The organism is Drouetiella sp. (assembly GCF_059504425.1).
The window spans coordinates 27,629-49,087 of sequence record NZ_JCACIN010000003.1 but is presented as its reverse complement, the minus strand read 5'-3'; the positions used below and the strand labels follow the sequence as shown (position 1 = coordinate 49,087).

The 21,459-nt window shown below is 52.2% G+C and carries 19 protein-coding genes and 1 pseudogene; 6 read left to right on the top strand and 14 right to left on the bottom strand.

Annotated elements, in window-relative coordinates; all coding sequences use genetic code 11:
- Window positions 1-48 precede the first annotated feature (48 nt).
- Complete coding sequence (locus AC5JMP_RS01080; RefSeq protein WP_495849567.1) at window positions 49-753, top strand: Mo-dependent nitrogenase C-terminal domain-containing protein; 705 nt, start codon at window positions 49-51, stop codon at window positions 751-753.
- A gap of 18 nt (window positions 754-771) precedes the next feature.
- Here AC5JMP_RS01080 and AC5JMP_RS01075 read toward each other — a convergent pair whose 3' ends face one another.
- The 5 genes and pseudogenes from AC5JMP_RS01075 to AC5JMP_RS01055 all read right to left on the bottom strand — a co-directional run bounded on the left by AC5JMP_RS01075 (window position 772) and on the right by AC5JMP_RS01055 (window position 3,988).
- On the bottom strand, window positions 772-1,614 hold the full coding sequence (locus AC5JMP_RS01075) for a prepilin peptidase (protein WP_495849566.1): 843 nt from the start codon (window positions 1,612-1,614) through the stop codon (window positions 772-774).
- 304 nt (window positions 1,615-1,918) lie between these two features.
- Window positions 1,919-2,359: a heavy metal-responsive transcriptional regulator gene (locus AC5JMP_RS01070; RefSeq protein WP_495849565.1), complete on the bottom strand. Its 441-nt coding sequence runs from the start codon at window positions 2,357-2,359 to the stop codon at window positions 1,919-1,921.
- On the bottom strand, window positions 2,356-2,631 hold the full coding sequence (locus AC5JMP_RS01065; protein WP_495849564.1) for a hypothetical protein: 276 nt from the start codon (window positions 2,629-2,631) through the stop codon (window positions 2,356-2,358). Before AC5JMP_RS01065 ends, AC5JMP_RS01070 begins: the two co-directional genes overlap by 4 nt.
- Before the next feature lie 55 nt (window positions 2,632-2,686).
- Window positions 2,687-3,319, bottom strand: a complete 633-nt coding sequence (locus AC5JMP_RS01060) for a hypothetical protein (protein WP_495849563.1) — start codon at window positions 3,317-3,319, stop codon at window positions 2,687-2,689.
- 270 nt (window positions 3,320-3,589) lie between these two features.
- Window positions 3,590-3,988 (bottom strand): annotated as a pseudogene (locus tag AC5JMP_RS01055) (VOC family protein).
- 290 nt (window positions 3,989-4,278) lie between these two features.
- Between AC5JMP_RS01055 and AC5JMP_RS01050 the strand changes: the two are divergent.
- From AC5JMP_RS01050 to AC5JMP_RS01040, 3 genes are all read left to right on the top strand, one after another.
- Window positions 4,279-6,291 (top strand): protein kinase domain-containing protein, encoded by a 2,013-nt coding sequence (locus AC5JMP_RS01050; RefSeq protein WP_495849562.1) that lies wholly within the window; start codon window positions 4,279-4,281, stop codon window positions 6,289-6,291.
- A 162-nt stretch (window positions 6,292-6,453) separates the two neighbouring features.
- Complete coding sequence (locus AC5JMP_RS01045) at window positions 6,454-7,725, top strand: response regulator (protein WP_495849561.1); 1,272 nt, start codon at window positions 6,454-6,456, stop codon at window positions 7,723-7,725.
- A gap of 479 nt (window positions 7,726-8,204) precedes the next feature.
- Complete coding sequence (locus AC5JMP_RS01040; protein ID WP_495849600.1) at window positions 8,205-10,859, top strand: GAF domain-containing protein; 2,655 nt, start codon at window positions 8,205-8,207, stop codon at window positions 10,857-10,859.
- Window positions 10,860-10,952: 93 nt separating this feature from the next.
- Here AC5JMP_RS01040 and AC5JMP_RS01035 read toward each other — a convergent pair whose 3' ends face one another.
- The 8 genes from AC5JMP_RS01035 to AC5JMP_RS01000 all read right to left on the bottom strand — a co-directional run bounded on the left by AC5JMP_RS01035 (window position 10,953) and on the right by AC5JMP_RS01000 (window position 18,880).
- Entirely contained in the window at window positions 10,953-11,396 is a 444-nt protein-coding gene (locus AC5JMP_RS01035) for a CAAD domain-containing protein (RefSeq protein ID WP_495849560.1), read from the bottom strand.
- Window positions 11,397-11,740: 344 nt separating this feature from the next.
- Complete coding sequence (gene lpxB, locus AC5JMP_RS01030; protein WP_495849599.1) at window positions 11,741-12,907, bottom strand: lipid-A-disaccharide synthase; 1,167 nt, start codon at window positions 12,905-12,907, stop codon at window positions 11,741-11,743.
- A gap of 19 nt (window positions 12,908-12,926) precedes the next feature.
- On the bottom strand, window positions 12,927-13,754 hold the full coding sequence (gene lpxA, locus AC5JMP_RS01025) for an acyl-ACP--UDP-N-acetylglucosamine O-acyltransferase (protein WP_495849559.1): 828 nt from the start codon (window positions 13,752-13,754) through the stop codon (window positions 12,927-12,929).
- Window positions 13,755-13,828: 74 nt separating this feature from the next.
- Entirely contained in the window at window positions 13,829-14,359 is a 531-nt protein-coding gene (fabZ, locus tag AC5JMP_RS01020) for a 3-hydroxyacyl-ACP dehydratase FabZ (RefSeq protein WP_495849558.1), read from the bottom strand.
- Between the two features lie 3 nt (window positions 14,360-14,362).
- Complete coding sequence (gene lpxC, locus AC5JMP_RS01015) at window positions 14,363-15,280, bottom strand: UDP-3-O-acyl-N-acetylglucosamine deacetylase (RefSeq protein WP_495849557.1); 918 nt, start codon at window positions 15,278-15,280, stop codon at window positions 14,363-14,365.
- A 19-nt stretch (window positions 15,281-15,299) separates the two neighbouring features.
- A complete protein-coding gene (locus AC5JMP_RS01010; RefSeq protein WP_495849556.1) occupies window positions 15,300-17,672 on the bottom strand; it encodes a BamA/TamA family outer membrane protein in 2,373 nt (790 codons plus the stop codon).
- A 185-nt stretch (window positions 17,673-17,857) separates the two neighbouring features.
- Entirely contained in the window at window positions 17,858-18,604 is a 747-nt protein-coding gene (gene purC, locus AC5JMP_RS01005; RefSeq protein WP_495849555.1) for a phosphoribosylaminoimidazolesuccinocarboxamide synthase, read from the bottom strand.
- A gap of 45 nt (window positions 18,605-18,649) precedes the next feature.
- Window positions 18,650-18,880, bottom strand: coding sequence for a hypothetical protein (locus AC5JMP_RS01000; RefSeq protein WP_495849554.1), 231 nt, complete (start codon window positions 18,878-18,880; stop codon window positions 18,650-18,652).
- Between the two features lie 169 nt (window positions 18,881-19,049).
- Here AC5JMP_RS01000 and AC5JMP_RS00995 point away from each other — a divergent pair, with 169 nt between their 5' ends.
- Window positions 19,050-20,096 carry a zinc-dependent dehydrogenase gene (locus AC5JMP_RS00995; RefSeq protein WP_495849553.1) on the top strand — a complete coding sequence of 349 codons (1,047 nt, stop codon included), beginning with the start codon at window positions 19,050-19,052 and terminating at the stop codon, window positions 20,094-20,096.
- On the opposite strand, the gene AC5JMP_RS00990 is transcribed toward AC5JMP_RS00995, so the two are convergent.
- Window positions 20,093-20,770, bottom strand: a complete 678-nt coding sequence (locus tag AC5JMP_RS00990; protein ID WP_495849552.1) for a Uma2 family endonuclease — start codon at window positions 20,768-20,770, stop codon at window positions 20,093-20,095. The genes AC5JMP_RS00995 and AC5JMP_RS00990 overlap by 4 nt on opposite strands.
- A gap of 120 nt (window positions 20,771-20,890) precedes the next feature.
- On the opposite strand from AC5JMP_RS00990, the gene AC5JMP_RS00985 reads away from it, so the two are divergent.
- A complete protein-coding gene (locus AC5JMP_RS00985) occupies window positions 20,891-21,364 on the top strand; it encodes a GNAT family N-acetyltransferase (protein WP_495849551.1) in 474 nt (157 codons plus the stop codon).
- The last annotated feature ends 95 nt before the right edge of the window (window positions 21,365-21,459 follow it).

The following is a 21,459-nucleotide window of genomic DNA, read 5'->3' as shown; positions in this document are numbered from 1 at the left end:
GTGAAGGTCAGCTCAAAAACTAGCAGTGAAAAATTAGAGGTGGCTAATATGGTGAACGCAGCTCAGAACCTTAACGCTCAAACGCCCTACAGCGACGCACAGATTTCTGCCTGGTTGCGAGGGTTACTCAGCATTGCCTGGGCAGACGGAAACTTTGATACCCAAGAGCAGACGCTAATTGCAGAGCTAACTCAGGAACTCGCCGCAGCTCCCGAACTTGAGGCGATCGAAACCATTTCTCCACTCCAACTCGCGGATGTTTTGGGTGAGGGCGAGATCGCCCAAAACTTCATGAGAATGGCGGTGATGGTGGCGATCGCAGACGGGCTGTATTCCACTGCTGAAGACGAGATTCTCCATGAATTTTGCGTTGCTTTGGGCATAGATTCAAAGATCCTGGAATCGCTGCGCCTGACGCTTAACTATCAGCCCTCTAAAGCGCTAGGTTTGACTCCACCCGGTTTGATCCCAATTCATTCCTCGTCAGAAGTAGCATTGGATGTTCTGAAACCAATGCAAGAGTGGCTCGATCGTCTAGATGTGGACGATCCACGTTTGGCACGATTCCTCTGCAATCTGATTCCGGCTCAGTGCCCGTTTGAGCGAGACGTGACTCTATTTGGTCGAAAGCTAGTTCACATTCCAGCGATGTGCAAAATCAATCCGCTGTACGAACAGCTTGTCGGTCTGCGCTTTCGGGCGTTGAGCTACCTGGCAGATGACTGCAAAGAGGATGTGTCAAGATACTGCTAATTACAGTTAGGAAGAATGCTAGAGCGTCGGGAAAAATACCCGCATATAGGCTGACAAGATTGTCTCCCCAAAGAATGCAGTTAGCACTGCGGCAAAGGCAAGAAAAGGGCCAAATGGCATTGGCTGACGGCGGTTCATTAGACCGATCGCGATCGCTCCCCCGCCCGCAAACGCACCGATCGCACAAGCCAAAAAGCCTGACAACAGCACCAGCTTCCAGCCTAGCCATGCCCCGATCATGGCCATCAGCTTGGCATCGCCGCCGCCCATTGCCGTTTGCCCAAAGGCGATCGAACCCAAAATGGTGATGGCATCAAAGACCCAAATACCAACAACCGCGCCCAAGATTCCCTCTAGCAGATGTCCGGCGGCTCCTGATAGCCCACCTGATGTTCCGCCTACTACACTAAAGCTAAACACTCCGACGATCGCCTGATACAGCAATCCTGCCATCAAGCCCGACTGTGTCAGAGAATTGGGCAGCGTCATGGTATCCAGGTCAATTAGCGAGAGCGCCAGCAGCCAGCTAAAAAAAGCCCAGTAGCCTAGGGTCGGCAGGGACAAATTAAACGCCCAGTAGACGAGAACAAACAGCGCTCCCGTCACCGCTTCTACTAGCGGATAGCGAAGGGCGATCGGGCTACGGCAATAGCGGCATCGCCCTTTGAGCGCCAACCAGCCAAACACAGGCACATTATCGTAGCTCTTGAGCCGTCGCAGACAGTGGGGACAGCGCGAGGGTGGAAACAGCAGAGACAAACCTGCCGGGATGCGATAAATCACAACATTAAGGAAGCTGCCAACCGCTGCACCAAGGGCAAACGTAATCAGCGTGGTTAGCCCTGAAGATAGCAATTCCATAGATTCGGCTCGGCAAGATTGGACTCAGACTCAAGACTGGGGAGGGCGATCGCATCCCTAAAGCTCCGCTCAGTCTCATCATGCCCGAATCTCTCGCCAAGCTAGAAGTTGTAGCATTACGTAATTAGACCTCTTGCAAATTAGGTTTAGTGGGGGCTGCGCTCCCACTAAACCTAATCCTAAAACTTTAATCTGCAAGAGGTCTATTGAGTTAGGGCGAATTATTTCTTGAGAGCCGCGCGGAGTGCGGCTCTCAAGAAATAACTCATTTGAAGCTAAGCGCGTGGCGCTATAGCTTCGCAAATCATCGTTGAATATTGGGGCAGATGGTTTTGCGAATCCGATCGCGCTCCGGTTTTTCTTGCCAGCCAGACAAAATACCTTGCAGTTCTGCCCGCAAAATCTCCAGAGATTCAATCTGATGGTTCAAGTCTTCCAGCTTAATCTGCAAATGCTGCTTAACTTCGCCGCAGGGAAGTTCGCCCTGATCATGCACCTGTAGGATTTGCTGAACTTCTGTGAGGCTCAGCCCCAAGGTCTGCGATCGCCTCACGAACGCCAACCGATTCAGCACTTTCGCATCAAACAGCCGATAGCCAGCCGCCGATCGCTCCACGGTGGGAGTCAATAGCCCAATTTCTTCGTAATAGCGAATTGTTTTGACGGGCAATCCAGACTGAAGCGCCACTTCGCCAATCTTGAGCAGCGCTTCAGAAGGATGCCCCAAACTGCCTGCACTCGTCATCTATCCTGCCGTGGCGAGACGATCGGCGGGGCTGGCGGCAAATAGCGGATGGGCGCAGATGGCTCTTCTAAAACTACAGCTTGACGACGCTGGATAGATTGCCACCGCAAAGCGATCGCCACACCGACTAGCCCCAGTCCCAGCCCTAGTAGAGTGCCATAATTGCCGACGCTCCCAATCACGGCATCCACAGATCCCACCAGGAGGAGAAAATTAGCGAGCGGCTCTTTTCGACCAGCGAGGTTAAACATTTGCCTGAAGGTTTGACTCATATTTAGTTTTCTCAACCACAAAATCGCGCTACTTCCTCTAGTTTAACGCAAGGTTTTAGCGCAACTGGAAGTCCTCTACATAGCCATCGTTAGCACGAATCTCAACCACGAAAGGTGCACCATTCGCCCGACCTTCAACTGTCCAAGAACGATTGCCATTCTCCCGCTGAATATCGTCAATTTTGACCACGCTAGAGTTAGGCTGATCAATGCCTAGCTGATCGCCAACTACCTGACGGGCGATCGCCTCAGCATCACTCCGGTTGCGAACGCCATCACCGCTGTACTGATTTTGCCAGGAATTATTTCTGTCATCGTCGTCATCGCTGTCATCGCTGTCGTCGTCATAGTCTCTGCTATCCTCAATTTCGTACAGCTCGACCCGTCGCGTGGCGCTGGAGTAGTCACACCCTACCTGATAAGAGTCATTACGACTGCGCCTGATCTCCATAATCACCTCTGCACCACCTGAGTTGGGATTGATGGAAACAACATCTACCACCTGCAAACCGCGATCGTCAGCAGCATCTACACAGGTTTGCTCTGCCCGACTATTCTGGGCAACTTGAAGTTGAGCCACTCGAACCTCTTGATTCGAGGCTCCCAGGCTCCATCCAGGCGTTGCAAATGCAGTTATGCCAGCCGTCAGCAACAAAGGGGCGAAAGCAGACAGTAGGGAAGGTTTCATAATTATTTGAATGCTATTCAGGTAAATTTTTTGAGGGCAAGGTGAGCTGAAACGATCGTGGCTCCCCGCCACCCGCTTCATGCTGTGAATGAACTGATTCTGTAGGAACTTAATACGCGCCAACATAATCCGGACTCCATCAGATAAACCCATAGAGTCCGGAAACCTATTTTTTGTTCCCGCTTAATTTTCTAATTATTTTTGTGATCTACGGTTATTGAGGGATCGCCTCCGGAAGGTTTGCTGCTACTTCAGTTCAGCCTAAGCCATTCATTCCAAGCCAGTATGCCAAAAAGACGCTTCTACCTTGTGACCATCCGGATCGCGGACAAAGCACCCATAGTACGGCTCACCATAGTCAGGTCTGCCGCCCGGAGCGCCCTCGTTTACGCCACCTGCTGCTAACGCTGCTTCATGAAAGGCATGAACCGCTGCTTGAGTGGAGGCGATGAAAGCAATATGTATGCCATTGCCAACGGAAGCAGGCTGACCATTGTGGGGCGTTTGCACCCAAAATTCTGGGTACTGCTTACCATAGGCGATCGCATCAGGATGTTCCATTAGTCACTTGCAACCCAAGGTTGACAACACGGCATCATAAAAAGCAACTGCCCTTGCAAAATCATTGGTGCCGATCGAGACATGCGAAAGAATGCTGGGGTTGTCCATCTCTTTCTCTGAATTGAGTGTGAATTTTAGGTCAAACGTACTATATCAATGCTCATATGTCCCGTCAACAAAAATTTAGCTGCTGAGTTTTCTTCTAAAACACCCTGTCTCCGCTCACAGGTAAGCTAAGTTGAAGAGCGAGTCTGTTGGGAGTAGCCGTCATGACATCGGTGTTGTGTAGTCAAGGACATACCAACTTGTCAGGAAGTCGGTTTTGTCATTTGTGTGGAGAGAGATTGTCCAACCTCCCACCTCAGCCTCTCAAGATGGCTGTGAATGGGACGGAGGGCATGCCTGCGAATATCTTCGCGGGCTTAATCTTGGGCGATCGCTACCGCGTCATCAGAGAACTGGGGCATGGCGGATTTGGGCGCACCTATCTCGCCGAGGATATCGATCGCTTCAATGAAGCTTGCGTCCTAAAGGAGTTTGCGCCACAGGTGCAGGGTACCTACGCCCTCCAAAAATCTGAGGAGCTATTTGAACGCGAGGCGGGCGTGCTGTACAAATTGCGTCATCCGCAAATTCCCAGATTTCGAGAGCTGTTTCGAGCCAACTTGGGCGATCGCGGCTACCTATTCCTAGTGCAGGATTTTGTAGAGGGCTACACCTACCGTCAGCTTTTAGAAGCCCGCAGACAGACGAGTCTCTTCTCAGAAGCAGAAATTATTCAGCTATTCGAGCAGCTTTTGCCCGTCCTCCACTACATTCACACCAATAGCGTCATTCATCGGGACATCTCGCCAGATAACTTGATTTTGCGATCGCTTGACCAACTGCCTGTCTTGATCGATTTTGGGGGCGTAAAACAGGTTGCGGCTGTCGCAGCTTCCCAGTATAAGGAATCTGGAGTGGCTTCAGGGGAGGCGATCGCTACTCGCTTGGGTAAAGTGGGCTATGCTCCCGAAGAACAGATGCAGAGCGGGTATGCCTCTCCTCACAGTGACTTGTATGCCTTGGCAATGACGGCAATGGTTTTGCTGACGGGCAGAGAGCCGCTAGAGCTTTTGAGCCAGCCGTTTTACACCTGGCAGCAGCAGTTTAGCCTCAGTTCGGCTTTGGCAGCTGTGTTGATGAAAATGCTGTCGCCTCAGTCGGGCGATCGCTTTCAGTCTGCTCTAGAAGTTTTACAGGCTTTACAGTCCCAGATACAGCTTCAGATACAGGCTCAGACACAGTCAGCGCCTCACCCAAGCGCAGCCTTAACCCAAGTTCCGTCCTATACGCATCCCGTTACCCTTCAGCCCCCATTAGCTCAGCCTCCCTCCACTCAATCTACAGAATCTTTTGCGTCTGCTGCCCCTGATCCACCCCCACGCCGAGGGCTGCTCATTAGCCTGTTGCTGGTTGCCCTTCTGGGATCGGCTGGAGCTTGGTGGACGCGCGATCGCTGGCTCCCGGCACTTCAGGCTTTACCGGGGCAGAACCAGAGTGAGCCAGATCAACCTGAAGAAAACCAGCCAGAGCAGAGCAAGTTTTCGCCTGAAGAACAGCAGCGCAAGCAAACCCTCCAAACTCGCCGTCAGGCTTTAGGAGTTAATCAGCAGTTCCTGGTTGACCTGACCAATGCCACCTTTTATGCGCAACATCCCGAACAGCAGGGACGTACCCTCAGCGATGACGAAATTGATGCTGAATGGCGCGGCATTTGGGATGGTATGGCGAACGAATGGCTGAACCTTCTGGAACAGAACGTTAGCGCGGAGGCGCGAGGCAAGCTGGGTGCCTATACCAACGCCGATCGTGAGCAGTGGAAGCAGGAGGTCAACCAGCTCTATGTCGGCAGTCGATCGCTGTTTGACCTGACAGATGCGAAGTTTTTTCATCTGTTTCCGCAAATGCGGGGACAGGAATTTATTGAGCAGCCGATCGGGCAAGTGTGGCAGGCGATCGCGTTTGACCAAGTGCGCGCCATGCAGTCTGGCAAAACTTTGACTCAGCTACAATTTGACCCAGACTCGTTCAGCAAGCAAGATGATGGAACCCTCTCACCGGGCGAGGGAAGAATCTACACGGCGCAGCTAACTGAAGGGCAGATTTTACGGGTCAGCCTTCAGGCACCGCCCCAGGGCACGCTATTCTCAATCTATCCACCTCGCCCAGGTCAGGGAACATCGACCTTTCCTGAAGATGCGGCTGAGGCAACTTGGGCAGGGCAGCTTACCCAATCGGGGTACTATGAATTCGTTGTGGTTGCCAATTCGGCTGATCCGGTCAACTATCAGCTCAACTTGGCTGTGGATAACGTGACCTCAGCCCCCGTGAAATCTCCTATTCCTGAAGCACCTCAAGCAAAAGATTAGCCCTTCGTTTTCCTAATTTATACGGTCGCCGAAACCAGATAAAACCAGGCATCCTAAAATATACGGACTTAGAATTCATGTTATGCAATATACAGGGTGTCAGCTCCGTAGTTGCGAGTACATGCCGCAATGCTTGTCACGATCGCCTCAGAAAGGTCTGCCATGACTATTGATCCCCGAATCGACTCCGGAACTGAACCCATAACGGAAACACTCACTGAAACAGCTCTGAGAGCGGCAACTACGACCAAGATTGGTAGAAATCTTTTGCTGCTGTATGAGCAGCAAGCCACCGGGGAGTTGGTCATTACCCACGGCAGACAGGCAAATCTTCAGTGGCGGCTGTACTTCTATTCGGGAAGGCTGCTCTATGCAACAGGCGGTGCCCATCCCGTTCGACGGTGGTACAGAGCTTTCAAACATTATTGCCCAGAGGTGTTTTCGCTCGATTGGCTAATTAATGCCCAGTCTGATGAGGCGCTTTGGGAAGTGGATCTGCTAAACCAGGCGTTGAATCGTCACGAAATTAGTCTAACGCAGGGCAAAGCCATTATTCAGGCGATCGTCCAGGAAGTGATGTTCACGATCCTAGGAGAAAAATTCATCACCACCCAATGGAATCCCGGCAATCAGATCCCTCAAAAGGCAGTGTTTCTGTCAGTGGCGCAGGTGATTTATGAAGCGCAAAAATTGCGTCAGCAGTGGCAAGATTCTGGGCTAGGCTTTTTGCAAGAGCTAGTCTCTCAGTTTTCGCCCGACTTAGCTCCCGTGTTGCGAAGTCGTCCGCTGTCGGAAAATACCTCGCCGCCCTCAAAAGGCATTATGCAAATGATGAAGGGACAGCTTACCTTCTGGGATTTGTCTCTAGAGCTGAAGCGATCGCTGCCTGAGGTTTTGCGCGCCCTCTCGCCCCTGATTCGTCAAGGTGTTGTGGAGCTGAGGGAAATTGCGGACTTGCCCTCACCCTGTCCGCAGCCAGAGCTATCTGCGGCGACGTCGGCTGCCAATCAGCCCCTGATTGCCTGCATCGACGACAATCCCATCACCATTCGGGCAATTGCTCAAATCCTTAAGCCCTATGGCTATGAAGTTTTGAGCGTTCTTAATCCCTTGAAAGACATCGGTACTCTGTTGGAACGCAAGCCTGACGTGATTTTGCTAGATCCCAATCTAGCGAATGGCAATGGCTACGACTTCTGTATGCTGCTGCGCAAATCTCCAGTTTTTCAAAGCACGCCCATTGTGATTCTGACCCGGCAAGATGGCATGATCGATCGAATGCGGGCTAGGCTAGCGGGTGCATCAGAATTTCTTTCTAAGCCACTAGAGCCAGCTCAAGTGGTACAGGTGGTACAGAAACACCTAAAGGCAGAAGCTAAGACAATCCACACCTCTTTGCAAGGCAATAGTCTAGCGAGTTGTCGCGTTGTTTAAGACCTTGGGAATTCTGAGCTTACTTTCCTAAACTTACTTTCCTAAATTGTCTGAGTTTGTCATAGTCTGAGTTTGTCATAAGGGCGCTTGTTGCAGATGTGGCAGACGCGGCTCTGTGCAGCCGCTATTCTAGTGGTAATTAGGTTTGTAATAACGGGGTCTAACTACAAAATTGAGCTTCCACAAAATTGCCATTAGTTCAGGTGATTTTCAGCAGACCCCCTGATTTTGATTAAGAGCCTTAGCTGCGATCGGGCTATGGTTGATTTGAAAGCTTCGTCGCATCAAAACTTATGACGACTGCATCTTCCCACTCGCCTTGTCAGGATTCTACGAACAACTCTATGCTAATCAGCGAAGGGGTGCTCACTGTCGAGGTAGAGGTCTGCGACAAAACTCACTCCAGGGTAGAGACAGGCGCTCTCAAGCAAGGGGCATCAACAGTTTCTCAGAGGGATAGCATGAACACCGCCTCCAGCATGAATCCACGCGAAACTGCTCAAGACACATTGCCTGATCAGGGAACTCAGCATCAAAATAGCCAGATTCAAAGCAGCCAGATTCAAAGCAGCCAGATTCAAAGCAGCCAGATTCAGCCCCATAATCCAAACTCGCGGCTAGCCAACCCCAACCGCCGTAATGCTCTAACTCCTGTGAAGGGATCTTTTTCAAGGTTCCTAGCTCCGCTGACACAGGACACCTTCAAGCAGGTGGTGACCGATGTAGAGCAAAAGCTGCGGATTGTTAATCAAACACTGTCCCTGCTAGACAACGTGCTGGATTCTCAGGGATTTGATGCCATTTTGAATGAAATGCTGCGATCGATCACCCTGAAGACAGGGGAGCTGCTCAACGCCGATCGCACCACCATTTTTCTACTCGACGAAGACAAGGATGAGTTGTGGTCGATCGTCGCTGAAGATGAGAACGGCAAAAACTTGGAGCTAAGGTTTCCCAAAACGGTGGGGATCGCCGGAGAAGTCGCCACGACAAAACAGGTGATCAACATCCCCTACGATTTTTACAGCGATCCCCGATCGACGGCTGCCCAAGAACTCGATAAAGCCAACAGCTACCGCACCTTTACGATGCTGGCACTGCCGCTGCTCAATGATCAGGGCGATCTAGTTGCTGTAGTGCAGTTGCTCAATAAGCTGAAGCATACCCATGATCCCCAGGGTGCCCTAGAAGAGCGGATTGACCTGAGTGGCTTTACGGAGAGCGACGAGCAGGTGTTTCGGGATTTTGCCCCTTCTATTCGGCTGATTCTCGAATCCTCGCGATCGTTTTACAAAGCAACCCAGCAGCAGAGAGCCGCATCGGCTTTGATGAAGGCAACAAAGGCGCTGAGCCAAAGCAGCCTTGACTTAGAGGAAACCCTCAGCAAGGTGATGGAAGAGGCACAGGAGCTGATGCAAGCCGATCGCAGTACCCTGTGGCTGATCGATCGAGAGCATAACGAACTGTGGACAAAATTTTCGGTGAACGGTCAGCTTCAGCAGTTTCGCATCCCAATCGATGCGGGCTTCGCCGGACAGGTCGTGATGACGGGCGAACCGCTGCTGATTCCCTTCGATCTCTACAGCCACCCCAACTCTGCTATTTCCAAAGAAACCGATCAAAAGACGGGCTACCGCACTTGCAGCATGTTGTGTATGCCTGTATTCAATGCAGATGGTGCGCTGATCGGCGTGACTCAGCTCATCAACAAAAAGCGGCAGGGCGAGTTCGCGCCCTACAATCCAGCAAACTATCCTGAGGCTCCAGAATGCTGGCGGGCAAGTTTCAACCGTAATGACGAAGAGTTTATGAAAGCCTTCAACATTCAGGCGGGTGTTGCCCTGCAAAATGCTCAGCTATTTGCCACCGTCAAGCAGCAAGAGCAGATGCAGCGAGATATTTTGCGATCGCTCTCCAATGGCGTGATTTCGACCAACAAAGAGGGCAAGATCATTGCCGTGAATGAGAGTGCGCGATCGCTGCTAGGGCTAGAGGAGCACGAGTCTCTGGAAGGTAAGTCTGTAGCCGAGCTGATCCGTTTGGAGAAGGGCGATTTTCCCAAATGGCTTCAGGCGGCTTTGACGGGCAGCGGCGAGAAAAATCGCCAACAGTATTACCCTGACCAGACGTTACTGCCCGTCAGGGGCACCGAGCAGCGAAGTATTCATCTGTCGGTTAATACGATCGCCGATGCCAACGACTGCCAAAAAACCTCTGGCGTGCTGGTGGTCATGGACGACATCAGCGACGAGCGACGGCTGAAGACCATGATGTACCGCTACATGACACAAGACTTAGCCGAACAATTGCTCAGCAGCGGCGATGCCAAGCTCGGAGGCGAACGCAAAGAAGTCTCGGTGCTATTTTCAGATATTCGAGGCTATACCAGCCTCACGGAATCGATGGAAGCCGAAGAGGTGGTGGCAATGCTCAATGCCTACTTTGAAACGATGGTCGATGCCGTCTTCACCCACAAAGGCATTCTGGATAAGTACATCGGCGATGCAATTATGGCGGTGTATGGGTCGCCGTTTCCACTGGAGGATCATGCGTGGATGGCGATTCAGACCGCGATTGAGATGCGCCAGCGGTTAACGCATTTCAACGACAGCCGCCCCAACTCCCGCAAAATTAAGATCGGCATCGGCATTAACTCAGATAGCGTCATTAGCGGCAACATTGGCTCTAGCCGCCGCATGGAGTTTACGGCGATCGGCGATGGGGTTAATTTGGGATCGCGGCTAGAGGGAGCCAGCAAGCAGTACGGCTGCGACATTGTGATTAGCGAAACCACCTATGAACCCTGCCGTCATCAGGTCTGGGTGCGCGAACTAGATTACATTCGGGTCAAGGGCAAGAGCAAGCCTGTCAGCATTTATGAACTGGTGGGCTTACGCTCTGAGGTGCTGCCTGACTCAAAAATGCGATCGATCGATCTTTACCGTCAGGGGCGCGAACTGTATCTCAGTCGGAAATTCTCTAGCGCCAGGACAGCCTTCAGCCAAATCCTGGAGGAAATCAACCCATTTGACAAAGCGGCTCTGCTGCATGTCGAGCGATGTGGCTACTGGCTGAGCGATCTTGCTACCGATGAAAAGTGGGAGGAGGGAGTCTGGACGCTGACCGAGAAGTAGCGACGGGCTTTGAAAACACAGAGGTCCTCCCTTTAGCTAAAGGAAGGACATCTATGAAGGCTTGAAATAACTGAGAAAGCTTGAAATAACGGACTAGACTTCGTTGATCTTGCCCAAGACCTGCTCTTTCATAGAGTTGAGGTCAGTAGAAAGCTCACGGCGGTTTTCTGCCTTCCACAGATAGCGGTAAACAAACCAAGCGGTGTAGCTCATGCCCACCAGCTCAAACAAGGGCGAAAGCAAAGGAATATCGTTAATTGCATCTAGGATCGCTAGCAAAAGCTTCACAGCAATAATGGCTGTAAAAATTAATCCGATCGTGACGATCGGGCGCTTGTACTTCCCAAAAAATTCTGTCAAATAGTCAGGTAGATCGGCTAGAAAGACCGAAATCTTTTCTCCAACCTGCTTAATTTGATCGTTGGCTTCGTCTTTGACCTCGGTAAAGGTCTCTCCAGGTGTTTTTTCCATATCCACAGTTATCTTTTCCGCCTTATACTCTGGGGCATCAGTATACTGCTGCATTTCAGGTTCCATAATGATACCTTCAAACAATCTAAACAACTTATGTACAGAGCTATGTGAGAGGATGCCCCGGCTTAGGTAAGCGCTAAAACCGGCACCTACGTATCTACCAAAAACAGCTCCAGAAGTTAGAGCTGAGTCCAGGATCTGCGAACATACTAGACACTAATTCAGAGTGCCAAGAATTGCAAGCGATTCTATAATTCTTAGTCTCTTCTAAAGAGAATTTAAAGGGATCGATCGGAAGACAGAGACTTGCTGCGGTATCGCTAGGCTGCAAACGCAAGAATCTTCAGCGTTGCTGGGAAAAAGAGCACTGTACGCTAACCATAATTTGTGCTGCTGAACTTTAGCTCTCAAGCCTTAGACCGCAAGCACTGTAAGATTTCTTGGGCGGCGCGATCGCACACCCCCACCTCCCCCAATTTTTGCCGCATCTGCTGATACTGCTCCAGCATCTTTTGCCGCCGCGCAGAATTGAGAAGAATATCTAAAGATTCCTGGGTAATGCGATCGGCGGTGGCATTCCGCTGCAAAAGTTCAGGAATCGCTGCCTCCATTAGCACCAGATTGGGCGGCGAGACAAACGGTGGCTCAAACTTAAGAATATGCTCAGCAACCCAGGCGGTGAGCGGATGAACGCGGTACATTGCCACCTGCGGCACGTCTAGCAGGGCAATTTCCAGATTTGCCGTGCCCGACTTGGTGATCGCCAAGTCTGCCGCCGCCATCACGGCTTGAGACTGTCCACTAACGATCGTTGCCCTAAGTTCGTACCGCTGCACCGCCTGCTCGATCGCCGCTCGATACACCTCCAGCGACAGTGGAATCCAAAAGTGTACTTGGGGCAGCTTTGCCTGAATTTGCTGAGCCGCCTCAAACATAACGGGCATCACATACCTGATTTCCTGGCGACGGGAGGCTGGAATGAGGGCGATCGCCGTTTGTTCAGGCGCAATGCCTAGCGCGGCTCTAGCCTCAGCGCGGCTAGGAGCAGTCTGCATCCGGTCAACCAGAGGATGCCCTACCCAGGCGACGTTGCCCCCCTGCTTTTGGTAATAGGCGGCTTCAGCAGGAAAAATGGCTAAGAGGCGATCGGTAATATGTAGGATTCGGCGAGTGTTGCGCGGACTCAGCGACCAGACCCACTCCTGGGGCGCAATGTAATAAACCGTGGGTACCTTGGGCAACCGCTGCCGGACAAAACGACCAATGCTCAAATTAGGCCCAAAGTAGTCGATCATGACCACCAAATCGGGCGGATTTTGCTGGAGATAGCGCTTTACCTGCTTCTGAATCTGAAAGGTTGACCAGACGTAAGGCAGCGACTCCAGCAGACCAATAGAGCCGATCGCACTCGTGTTTGCCAAAAGCTGCGCTCCGGCTGCTGCCATGCGATCGCCCCCTAACGCCAAAATCTCTAGATTAATCTCTAGAAGATCTGCCTGTCGGTAAAGCGCCTCAATTAGTAGCCCACCCTGCAAATCACCGGAAACTTCGCCTGTGCTAACAAAGATCCGGATCGGACAAGCAGGGATAGCCTCACTCCTCATTCCGTGTGCCTCGTTTGCCTGGAATGCAGCCCCGCCGCCCCGCTTCATAATGGCTGATGCGGATAAACTGCCGAAGATGCTGGAGAGCTTCGCTGTCAGAAAGCAACTCCATTTGGTCTAAAGCCTGATTTAAGGGCAGACCCGATCGATAGAGCAGTCGAAAAGCCTTTTTGAGGGCACGGAGCGTATTTCCTTCCGCTTCGTCAGCAAGCCCCGCCCGCTGAATGCCGATGCGATTGAGCGATCGCACCCAGGCTGGATTACCCTCCACCAGCATAAAAGGCGGCACATCTCGATGAATCCGGCTCATGCCTCCCACCATTGCCAAGCGCCCGATATGGACAAACTGATGCACTCCCAACACGCCGCTGATCGTCGCGCGAGACTCGACCCACACATGACCCGCAAACGCCACGCCGTTAGAGATAATCACGCGGTCTTCAATCACGCAATTGTGTCCGACATGCACGTAAGCCATCAGCAAATTGCCGTTGCCAATCACCGTAGCTTCCCCAGCATGGGTCGCCTGATTGATCGTCACATATTCCCGGAAGACGTTGTCATCCCCAATCCGCACCTGATTGGTAGAACCGTCGTACTTCAGATCCTGCGGCTCAGAGCCAATCACCACGCCCGAAAAGAGCTGGTTGCGATCGCCAATCACCGTATCGCCATCTAGCACCACATGTGCCCCAATCACCGTTCCGGCTCCCACTCGCACCCGCTCACCAATGACAGCGTACGCCCCTACCTGCACGGTAGGGTGTAGCTCAGCCCGCGAATGAATGACAGCAGTAGGGTGAATTAAGGTAGTCAAGGGGTAGATGAGGGTTAGAGAGCGTTGAACTGTCTACTTAAATCTCTAGTTAACTTATTAAATCTCTAGTTAACTTAGAGGTCTACAAGCGAGAACGTCAGCAAACCTTCGGCAGCGAGTTGACCATCCACTTCGGCGCGTCCCTGCATTTTGCCAAATCGACGGGCTTTGACCGAGAGGAGTTCCACAGTCATCACCAGCTGATCACCCGGAACGACGGGGCGGCGAAACCGCACTTTGTCAATTCCGGCAAACATGAACAGGCCCTCAGGCAAATCGGGCATCTGCGTCACGATAATGCCACCCACCTGCGCCATGGCTTCGACAATTAGCACTCCTGGCATGATGGGACGACCGGGAAAATGTCCCTGAAAGTGAGGTTCATTAAACGTGACGTTTTTTAGCCCAACTGCCAATTTCCCCGGCACATACTGAATGATCCGATCCACCAGCGAAAAGGGATAGCGGTGAGGTAAAAGCCGATGAATATCTTCGATCGCCAAAATACCTGGATCAGGCTTGTGGGCGATCGTCTCGGCATCTTCGGTATGAATCGGGTCTGTATGAATTTGGGTTGAGGCGAGGTCGTCAGTCAATATAGCCATGGGTCAATAGGAATAGGGCTGAAGAGTTTGGAAAACCTGAGCCAGATGCTGGGCAAGCTGAACATGAAGCGCATGGCTGGCTTTGTAAGCCAAAACATGGGCTTGCGGAAACACACCCAACAAACTCAAGTCTCCTACTAAGTCTAAAAGTTTATGCCGCACTGGCTCATTTGAAAACCTTAACGGGGGATTAATCCATCCTTCTTTGCCGCAGACTAGAGCATTCTCCAGGCTGCCGCCCTTGATTAATCCGTTCTGCTGCAACTGCTCAATCTGGTGTGCCAAGCCAAAGGTGCGGGCAGGGGCGATCGTCTCTGCAAAGCTTTCCTGGCTAGATTCTGAAAGAGGTGACCAGCTATGCCACTGATTGCCGATCGCAGGCAGGTCAAAGTCAATGCCATAGGTAAACCGCAGTTCTGGCGAAGGCAGCGCTGCCACGAAGGCATCTTCCTGCCGTATCCAGATGGGTTCACTCAAAACAAACTGGGGGCGATCGCTGGCTTGGAGCTGAATCCCTGCCTGGGCGATTGCCTCCACCCAGCCCAGCGCCGATCCATCCAGCAGCGGTACTTCTGCCCCATTGATTTCAATTTGGGCATTATCTATGCCTAGACCCGCCAATGCCGCCAGCAGATGCTCTACCGTGCGAACCGATGCCTCGCCATAGGCTAATTCGGTAGACAGCATCGTTTGACGCACGGCATCAACTTGAGCCGGAATCTTAGGCGCTCCAGGAAGATCTGTACGAACAAAATAGCGCCCTCGACCTGTTTCAGCGGGTGCAAGCCGCACTTGAGTGGGAAGACCCGAATGCAAGCCAATCCCCGACCGCTCGACAGCGATCGCTAGGGTTTGCTGCTTGCCTTGCCCCCATACCGATCGCTGCGCCAAGCTCTCTAGCAGCGGTGCCACATGACTCATCTATTGCTCCTCGCGCATCCTAAAACCGCTCCCCGATGCCAAAGTGAATCTCATTGTCGCCCTGGTCGTTGATGGCATAGTCTACCCGAATTTGACCGATCGGCGATCGAATGCGTATCCCAATGCCATAGCCAAAGCCGCTGCCAGGTTTATCGCGAACTCCGGCTGGGTTGCCAGGAACATCACTTGCAGTGCCCAGATCTGTTCCGGCATCCACAAACAAAGCTCCGCCAACGATCGAAAAGATGGGGAAGCGATATTCTGCCGTGGCGATCACAAAGCTGCGTCCGCTGCCCAACTCTCCCGATTGGTAGCCCCGAACAGAGTCTGTTCCCCCCAGCGAGAAGGCTTCGTAGGGTGGCAGGTCTCCAAGAATCGTGCCTCCCTGAACGTTGAAAGCCAGCGTTTCAGGACAGTCGGTGGGTAACCGATCTTCTTTGCGGCAGTCGGGCGAAATCTGCGTTAGCCTGACCGGAATAAAGTAGCTGTAGCTGCCGCGAATTCGATTAAAGGTAATGCCGTCAATCGGAATCGTTTGCTCGTCACTGAACCGCAGGAGAGAACCGCTCGTCGTTTGGGTAGCGCTATTACGGCGATCGCGCACGGCTGAAGCTTGAATCGAGAGAATATTATCGGTTCCAGAACTGTTAAAGCTGAGCAAATTACCCAACTCATCTCTAGGACTAATATCACCATCAGCATCTCGAATCGAGACATTTTGGTATTGCAGACCTAGCGAGGCACGCCAGCCGCCATCGAGTGGGCGAGAAAAGCTAACGCCACCCCCGAAACGGTAAACCCGTGGCCGATCGCCTTCATCATCGTCATCATCGTCGTCATCGTCATTGTCCGGCAGCCTAACCTCGTTTTCGCCCCCGTCAAACACCAGCGAAATCGACTGACGACCGAAGGCATTCACGGTGTAAGACGTGCGATTGGGATCGCCTGCAATCCAGGGATCGGTGAAGCTTGCGTCAAACTGTAGACTGCTGCGTAGACCTGCCTGCACTTCGGCGCTGAGGGTTTGATTGTTCCCCCCTAGGTTCTGCTCCTGCAAGCTTACGGCTCCAAAGACTCCATCTGCCGAGCTGACTCCCAAACTAGCTCCGATGCTGCCTGAGCGTCGCTCAGTGACATTCACCACCACATTCACCTTGCGGGGGTCTTCACCGGGGTTCAGCGCCACCTGCAAGTCTTCAAAGATACCTAGCCCAAAAGCCCGTTGCAGGTCAGCTTGAATACGACTCTGGTTGAAAACATCCCCAGGCTCAGAATCAAACTCGCGGGTGATAATGAAGTCCCTGGTTTTGCCCTCAATCGGGTTGCCATCATCGTCTGTGGCGTTGCCGTCTCGATCGAGGAACCGAATTTGAATATCCTCAATGATGCCCTCAGCAACTTCTAGCGTGGCGGTGCCATCTGGCGAAACCTGGGGTGCGCCAACAATCTGCGCCAGCACATAGCCATTGTCCTGATAGAGCTTGTTGAGCTGCTCTACGCCGTCCTGAAAATCATTCAGATTGAGAATATTGCCATATTGTGCGCCAAAAATTCCGTCTACGGCTTGCTGGAGCGGCACCTCTTGATTCTCATAGGTAATGGTTTGCACAACGCTGTCTTGCAAACGCACCGACTGTAGCACCGGGTTTGGCTGCACCTCAAAGGTAATTCTGACCCCAAGCGGCGTGTCTTCTGGCACTGCTCGAACGTTGGCAAAATATCCAGTTGCAAAGACGGCATTAATGTCTTCTTGGAGCTGCGATCGCGTCGTGGTTCGTCCGGGCTGAGTGCGAATGGCGTTGTAGACGCGATCGAGCAGATCTCCCTCTGTACCCGACACTGCCACCTCGGCAACCAAAACACGGGCTTCTGGCTGGCTAGAGCTTGCGGGAGGCGTAGCGCCTGGAGTCGCAGGCGCTGGCACCGTAGAAGGCGTGGCAGGCTCTGCGGAAGGCGTGGTGGGTTCCACAGGTGGCACGGTAGGTTCTGCGGAAGGCGTAGTAGGTTCCGCAGGTAGCTCTGGCAAAGGCACTGTGGACTGAGCCAACTGCTGAGCCGCTGAAGCCGCAACTTGTGGTGAAGCGGCGCTATCAGATGGGCGGATTGCCGTAGCTTGCGGACGTGCAAAGAACTCTACAGCAGCACGGTCTGGCGCACTGACCGTCGGTGCTGAATGTCCCGCACTCAGCAGATCGGTTGTGGGAGAAGCCGTGAGGTCTACTTCCTCAAGATTTTCCTGAAGCGAAAGACCGGAATTTTTTGCAACCTCTAAATTACTGACAGCACTGCCACTTTGCTCTAGGGCATCAGAGGCTTTTGCCTCGGTTGGGTAAACCAGACCGATCGCTGTGGATGCAGTGAGAACTGCGAATAAAACGGGGGAAAAACGCATACTGTTTAGATTGTTTTGCACGTCCACACACCATGTGATCTGTCTGTAATCTGTCTGTAATCTGTCAATGCCAGAGAGAACCGAGCAGACCAGGAAACAACATTGAGGGCATTCCAGATGGCTATGGGTCAATGCTCCCAGAATCATCCCAGGTGAACGGAGCAATTTTACAGCATTGGCTGCACCTATTTTTCGATCGACTGTGCCAGAACTCTTTCTAGCACCTGTTGATAGGCTGCTTCCACGTTGCCCAAGTCATGCCGAAAGCGATCTTTATCCATCACCCGCTGAGTCGGGTCTGAATCCCCTTGGTTCCATAGTCTACAGGTATCTGGGCTAATCTCGTCTGCCAGCAGCAGACGGTTTTGAGTATCTATTCCAAACTCCAGCTTGAAGTCTACAAGCGTGATGCCACATCTTTCAAAGAAACCCGAAAGAATCTGGTTAATTTTCAAGGCTGCGATTTGCAGCTGCTCGACTTGCGCTGGGGTTGCCAGTTCCAGAAGAAAGAGGCGATCGCGAGTCAGCAGAGGATCTCCCAGAGCATCGTTCTTGTAATAGAACTCTACGAGCGGCTGTTTCAAGACCGTTCCGAGCGCCAGACCTGTCTGTTGACAGAGGCTACCCGCAACAATGTTCCTGACAACCACTTCTAGCGGCAAGATTTTTACGGTACGCACCCGCATTTCATTAGCGCTAGGAGAGTCGAGCCAGTGGGTGGCAACGCCCTCGGCTTCTAAGAGCTGAAACAAATGGGTGGAAATGGCGCAGTTCATTTGCCCTTTGCCGACAATGCTGCCTCGCTTTTGGGCATTAAAGGCAGTAGCATCGTCTTTGAAGTGCGTTAACAGAACGTCAGGATCTTCCGTTGTGTAAAGGATCTTGGCTTTTCCTTCGTAGATTTTTTGACCAGCAGGCGTGGCAGCAGACATGGCAGAGGGGCTGTAGATGGAGCTTGTAGATTAAGCCTAATCATCTTAAACGATCGCACATTGCTTAGTAGAGGGATGTTTTTGGGTTGGAGAGGGGTACTCCATGTCCCTCTCCAACCCAAAAACATTCCAGAGATCAGCAACGCCAACGATCGCACGTTCTGGTCTTGCTTTCAAAGAACTATAGCTATTGCCAGTTTGCTTAGGACATTTTGGGTGGGGCGCAAAGCGCCCCACCCAAAATGTCCTCGTCCTAACCGCCTTGGCGGTTGCCATAACCTACACTGCCAGCAGTTCTTAGGATCTATTGTGGGGGGGCTTTCTCATGCTTCGTTTCAAAATAAGAATTACTGCCTGCATTGCAGGAACAGAGGATGATTCTGAGGACTGATTCTGAGAGATGATACGGTGGATGCCAGAAGCAGAGAATTAGCAGGAAAGAAGCATGAAAGCACAGGTGTTTAGGGGCGTGAATCAGCTGAGCTATGAAGAAATTCCGGTGCCGGAGCTAGCCGCCGATGAGGTGTTGGTGCAGGTGCAGGTTGTAGGGCTGTGTCAGTCAGACATCAAAAAGATTCGCTATCCGCTCTATGAGCCGCCCCGTATTTTTGGACATGAAACCGCAGGAACGATCGCCGCCATTGGTTCAGAGGTGCAGAAGTGGCAGGTGGGGCAGCGCGTTGTCGTCATGCACCACATTCCCTGTATGCACTGCGACTATTGCCTGCACGAAAACTACTCCATGTGCGATGTCTACAAGAACGTGACAACGACTGCCGGATTCACCCCTAGCGGCGGCGGCTTTGCCGACTATGTCAAGGTGCCAGGGCACATCGTCCGTAACGGCGGACTGATCCCCATTCCCGACGGCATTACCTTTGAGCAGGCCAGCTTTGTGGAGCCAACCAACTGCTGCCTTAAGGCGGTAAAAAAAGCCCAGATTGCGCCGGGACAGACGGTTCTGATTACGGGTGCCGGACCGATCGGACTGATGTTCATCATGCTGGTGAAGTATTTTGGGGCAAGAGCGATCGCCACTGACTTGATCCCCAGCCGCATTGAGAAAGCCCTCAGCATTGGAGCCGATGCTGCTTTCGATGCCCGCGACCCAGAGCTGACGCCCAAAATTGAGGCGATGACTAAAGGCATGGGAGTCGATACCAGTATTCTCGCCGTTCCTAGCGACAAGGCGTTTTTTCAGGCGCTGAGCTGCACCCGCAAAGGCGGCAAAATTCTCTTCTTTGCAGAATTTCCGGATGAGCTAGAAATTCCCATCAATCCTAATGTCCTGTACCGACGGGAGATCGATTTGATGGGCAGCTACAGTTCGTCCTACAAAGTGCAGTCTCTAGCGGCGGATATTGTCTTCAACAAAAAAATTGACGTGGATGCTTTGGTGAGCGATCGCTATGCCCTCAAAGATTTGGCGGCAGCAGTTGAGCAAGCGGTTTCGCCTACGCCAGAAACGCTAAAGATCCTGATTTATCCCTAAACCTGATCTTTCATCCACGATCGCAGTAGGCGAATAGAAGTCGCCAGACTCATAGAATCGCTCTCCTGCAAAAATTGCAGCGCCCGACTTGCCGAGAGAAACGGGAAGATCTGGCTGGCGCGTTGCTCTATGTAGCGATCGCCTTGCAGATCGTAAATCAGCAGCGTCCCCTTGAGAATGTCTTCGTTGGGCACGGTTATGTAGCGCCAGATTTCCGGGATGCCTAGCGTCGCGTAGATCGGCAGCTTATCGAGACTGCTTTTGGTCAGCGCCACTTCTATCAGCAAATCGGGGGATGGGTCGCGGGGCAGAGTCAGCTCGGTTCTGCCCTGCACTGAGGGAACATTGTGAAAGTAATAGCAGGCGTCTGGCTCGGTGGCGCAGCCTAGCTGAGGAGACTTTAACAGCACCGGAAGCAGATGAGTCACAGAGAGATGTAATTCTTCTGCCAAAATCAGCACTAGCGACTCGATCAGCTTATTGCAGCGCTCATGAGCGGCGATCGGGGTCATCAATTCCAGCTTGCCTCGGAAGTAGGTGAGGCGGGTTTGACGCTCTTCGCCTAGTTCTGCCAGCAAAGTCTCAAATTTTTGCCAGCTTACGTCATTGAGCACCGTGCGTTTTTCGGTCGGCGGCAGCTTCTTGGAGCTGCGGAAGAACGAGGGGAACAACATGGGCAAACCAAAGAGGGAATAGAGTGAATCTACTCCCATCTTGCCCAAATTGCCAGCAAGAAGAGGGAGAATCTATCGATATGGAGAACCATTCTCTGTCCAGGGTAAGGAGATGCGGTGATGCAGATTCGCGAAGATGACTTGACGGGTAAAACGATCGCTGATTTTCTCCAAGAGCATCTCGAAGATATGCAGGAGATTACGCCGCCTGAAAGCGTCCATGCTCTCGATTTAGAGGCTTTGCGATCGCCCCATATTACTTTCTGGTCGGTTTGGGAGGGCGATGAATTACTCGGATGTGGGGCGCTAAAGGAGCTAGGCGAAATTAAATCGGGCGAAATCAAATCGGGCGAAATCAAATCAATGCGTACCGCCAAAGCTCATCGGCGCAAGGGTATTGCCTCAAAGGTGCTTGAACACATTATCCAAGAAGCAAAACGCCGAAGCTACGATCGCCTGTATTTAGAAACGGGGGCTTTGCCTGAGTTTGCTCCGGCACGCGCTTTATACCTGCGATACGGGTTTGAGTATTGCAGTCCCTTTGCCGAATACAGTGACGACCCCAACAGCGTATTCATGACAAAAAAGCTCTAAAGTCTGCCTCCTGGATGAGTAAACTCTAGAAAACTTGGCAATGTCCTGAATAAAGTCGGTCAGGGTGGGGTGAACCAGCCCTTTCGCTCTGTCAG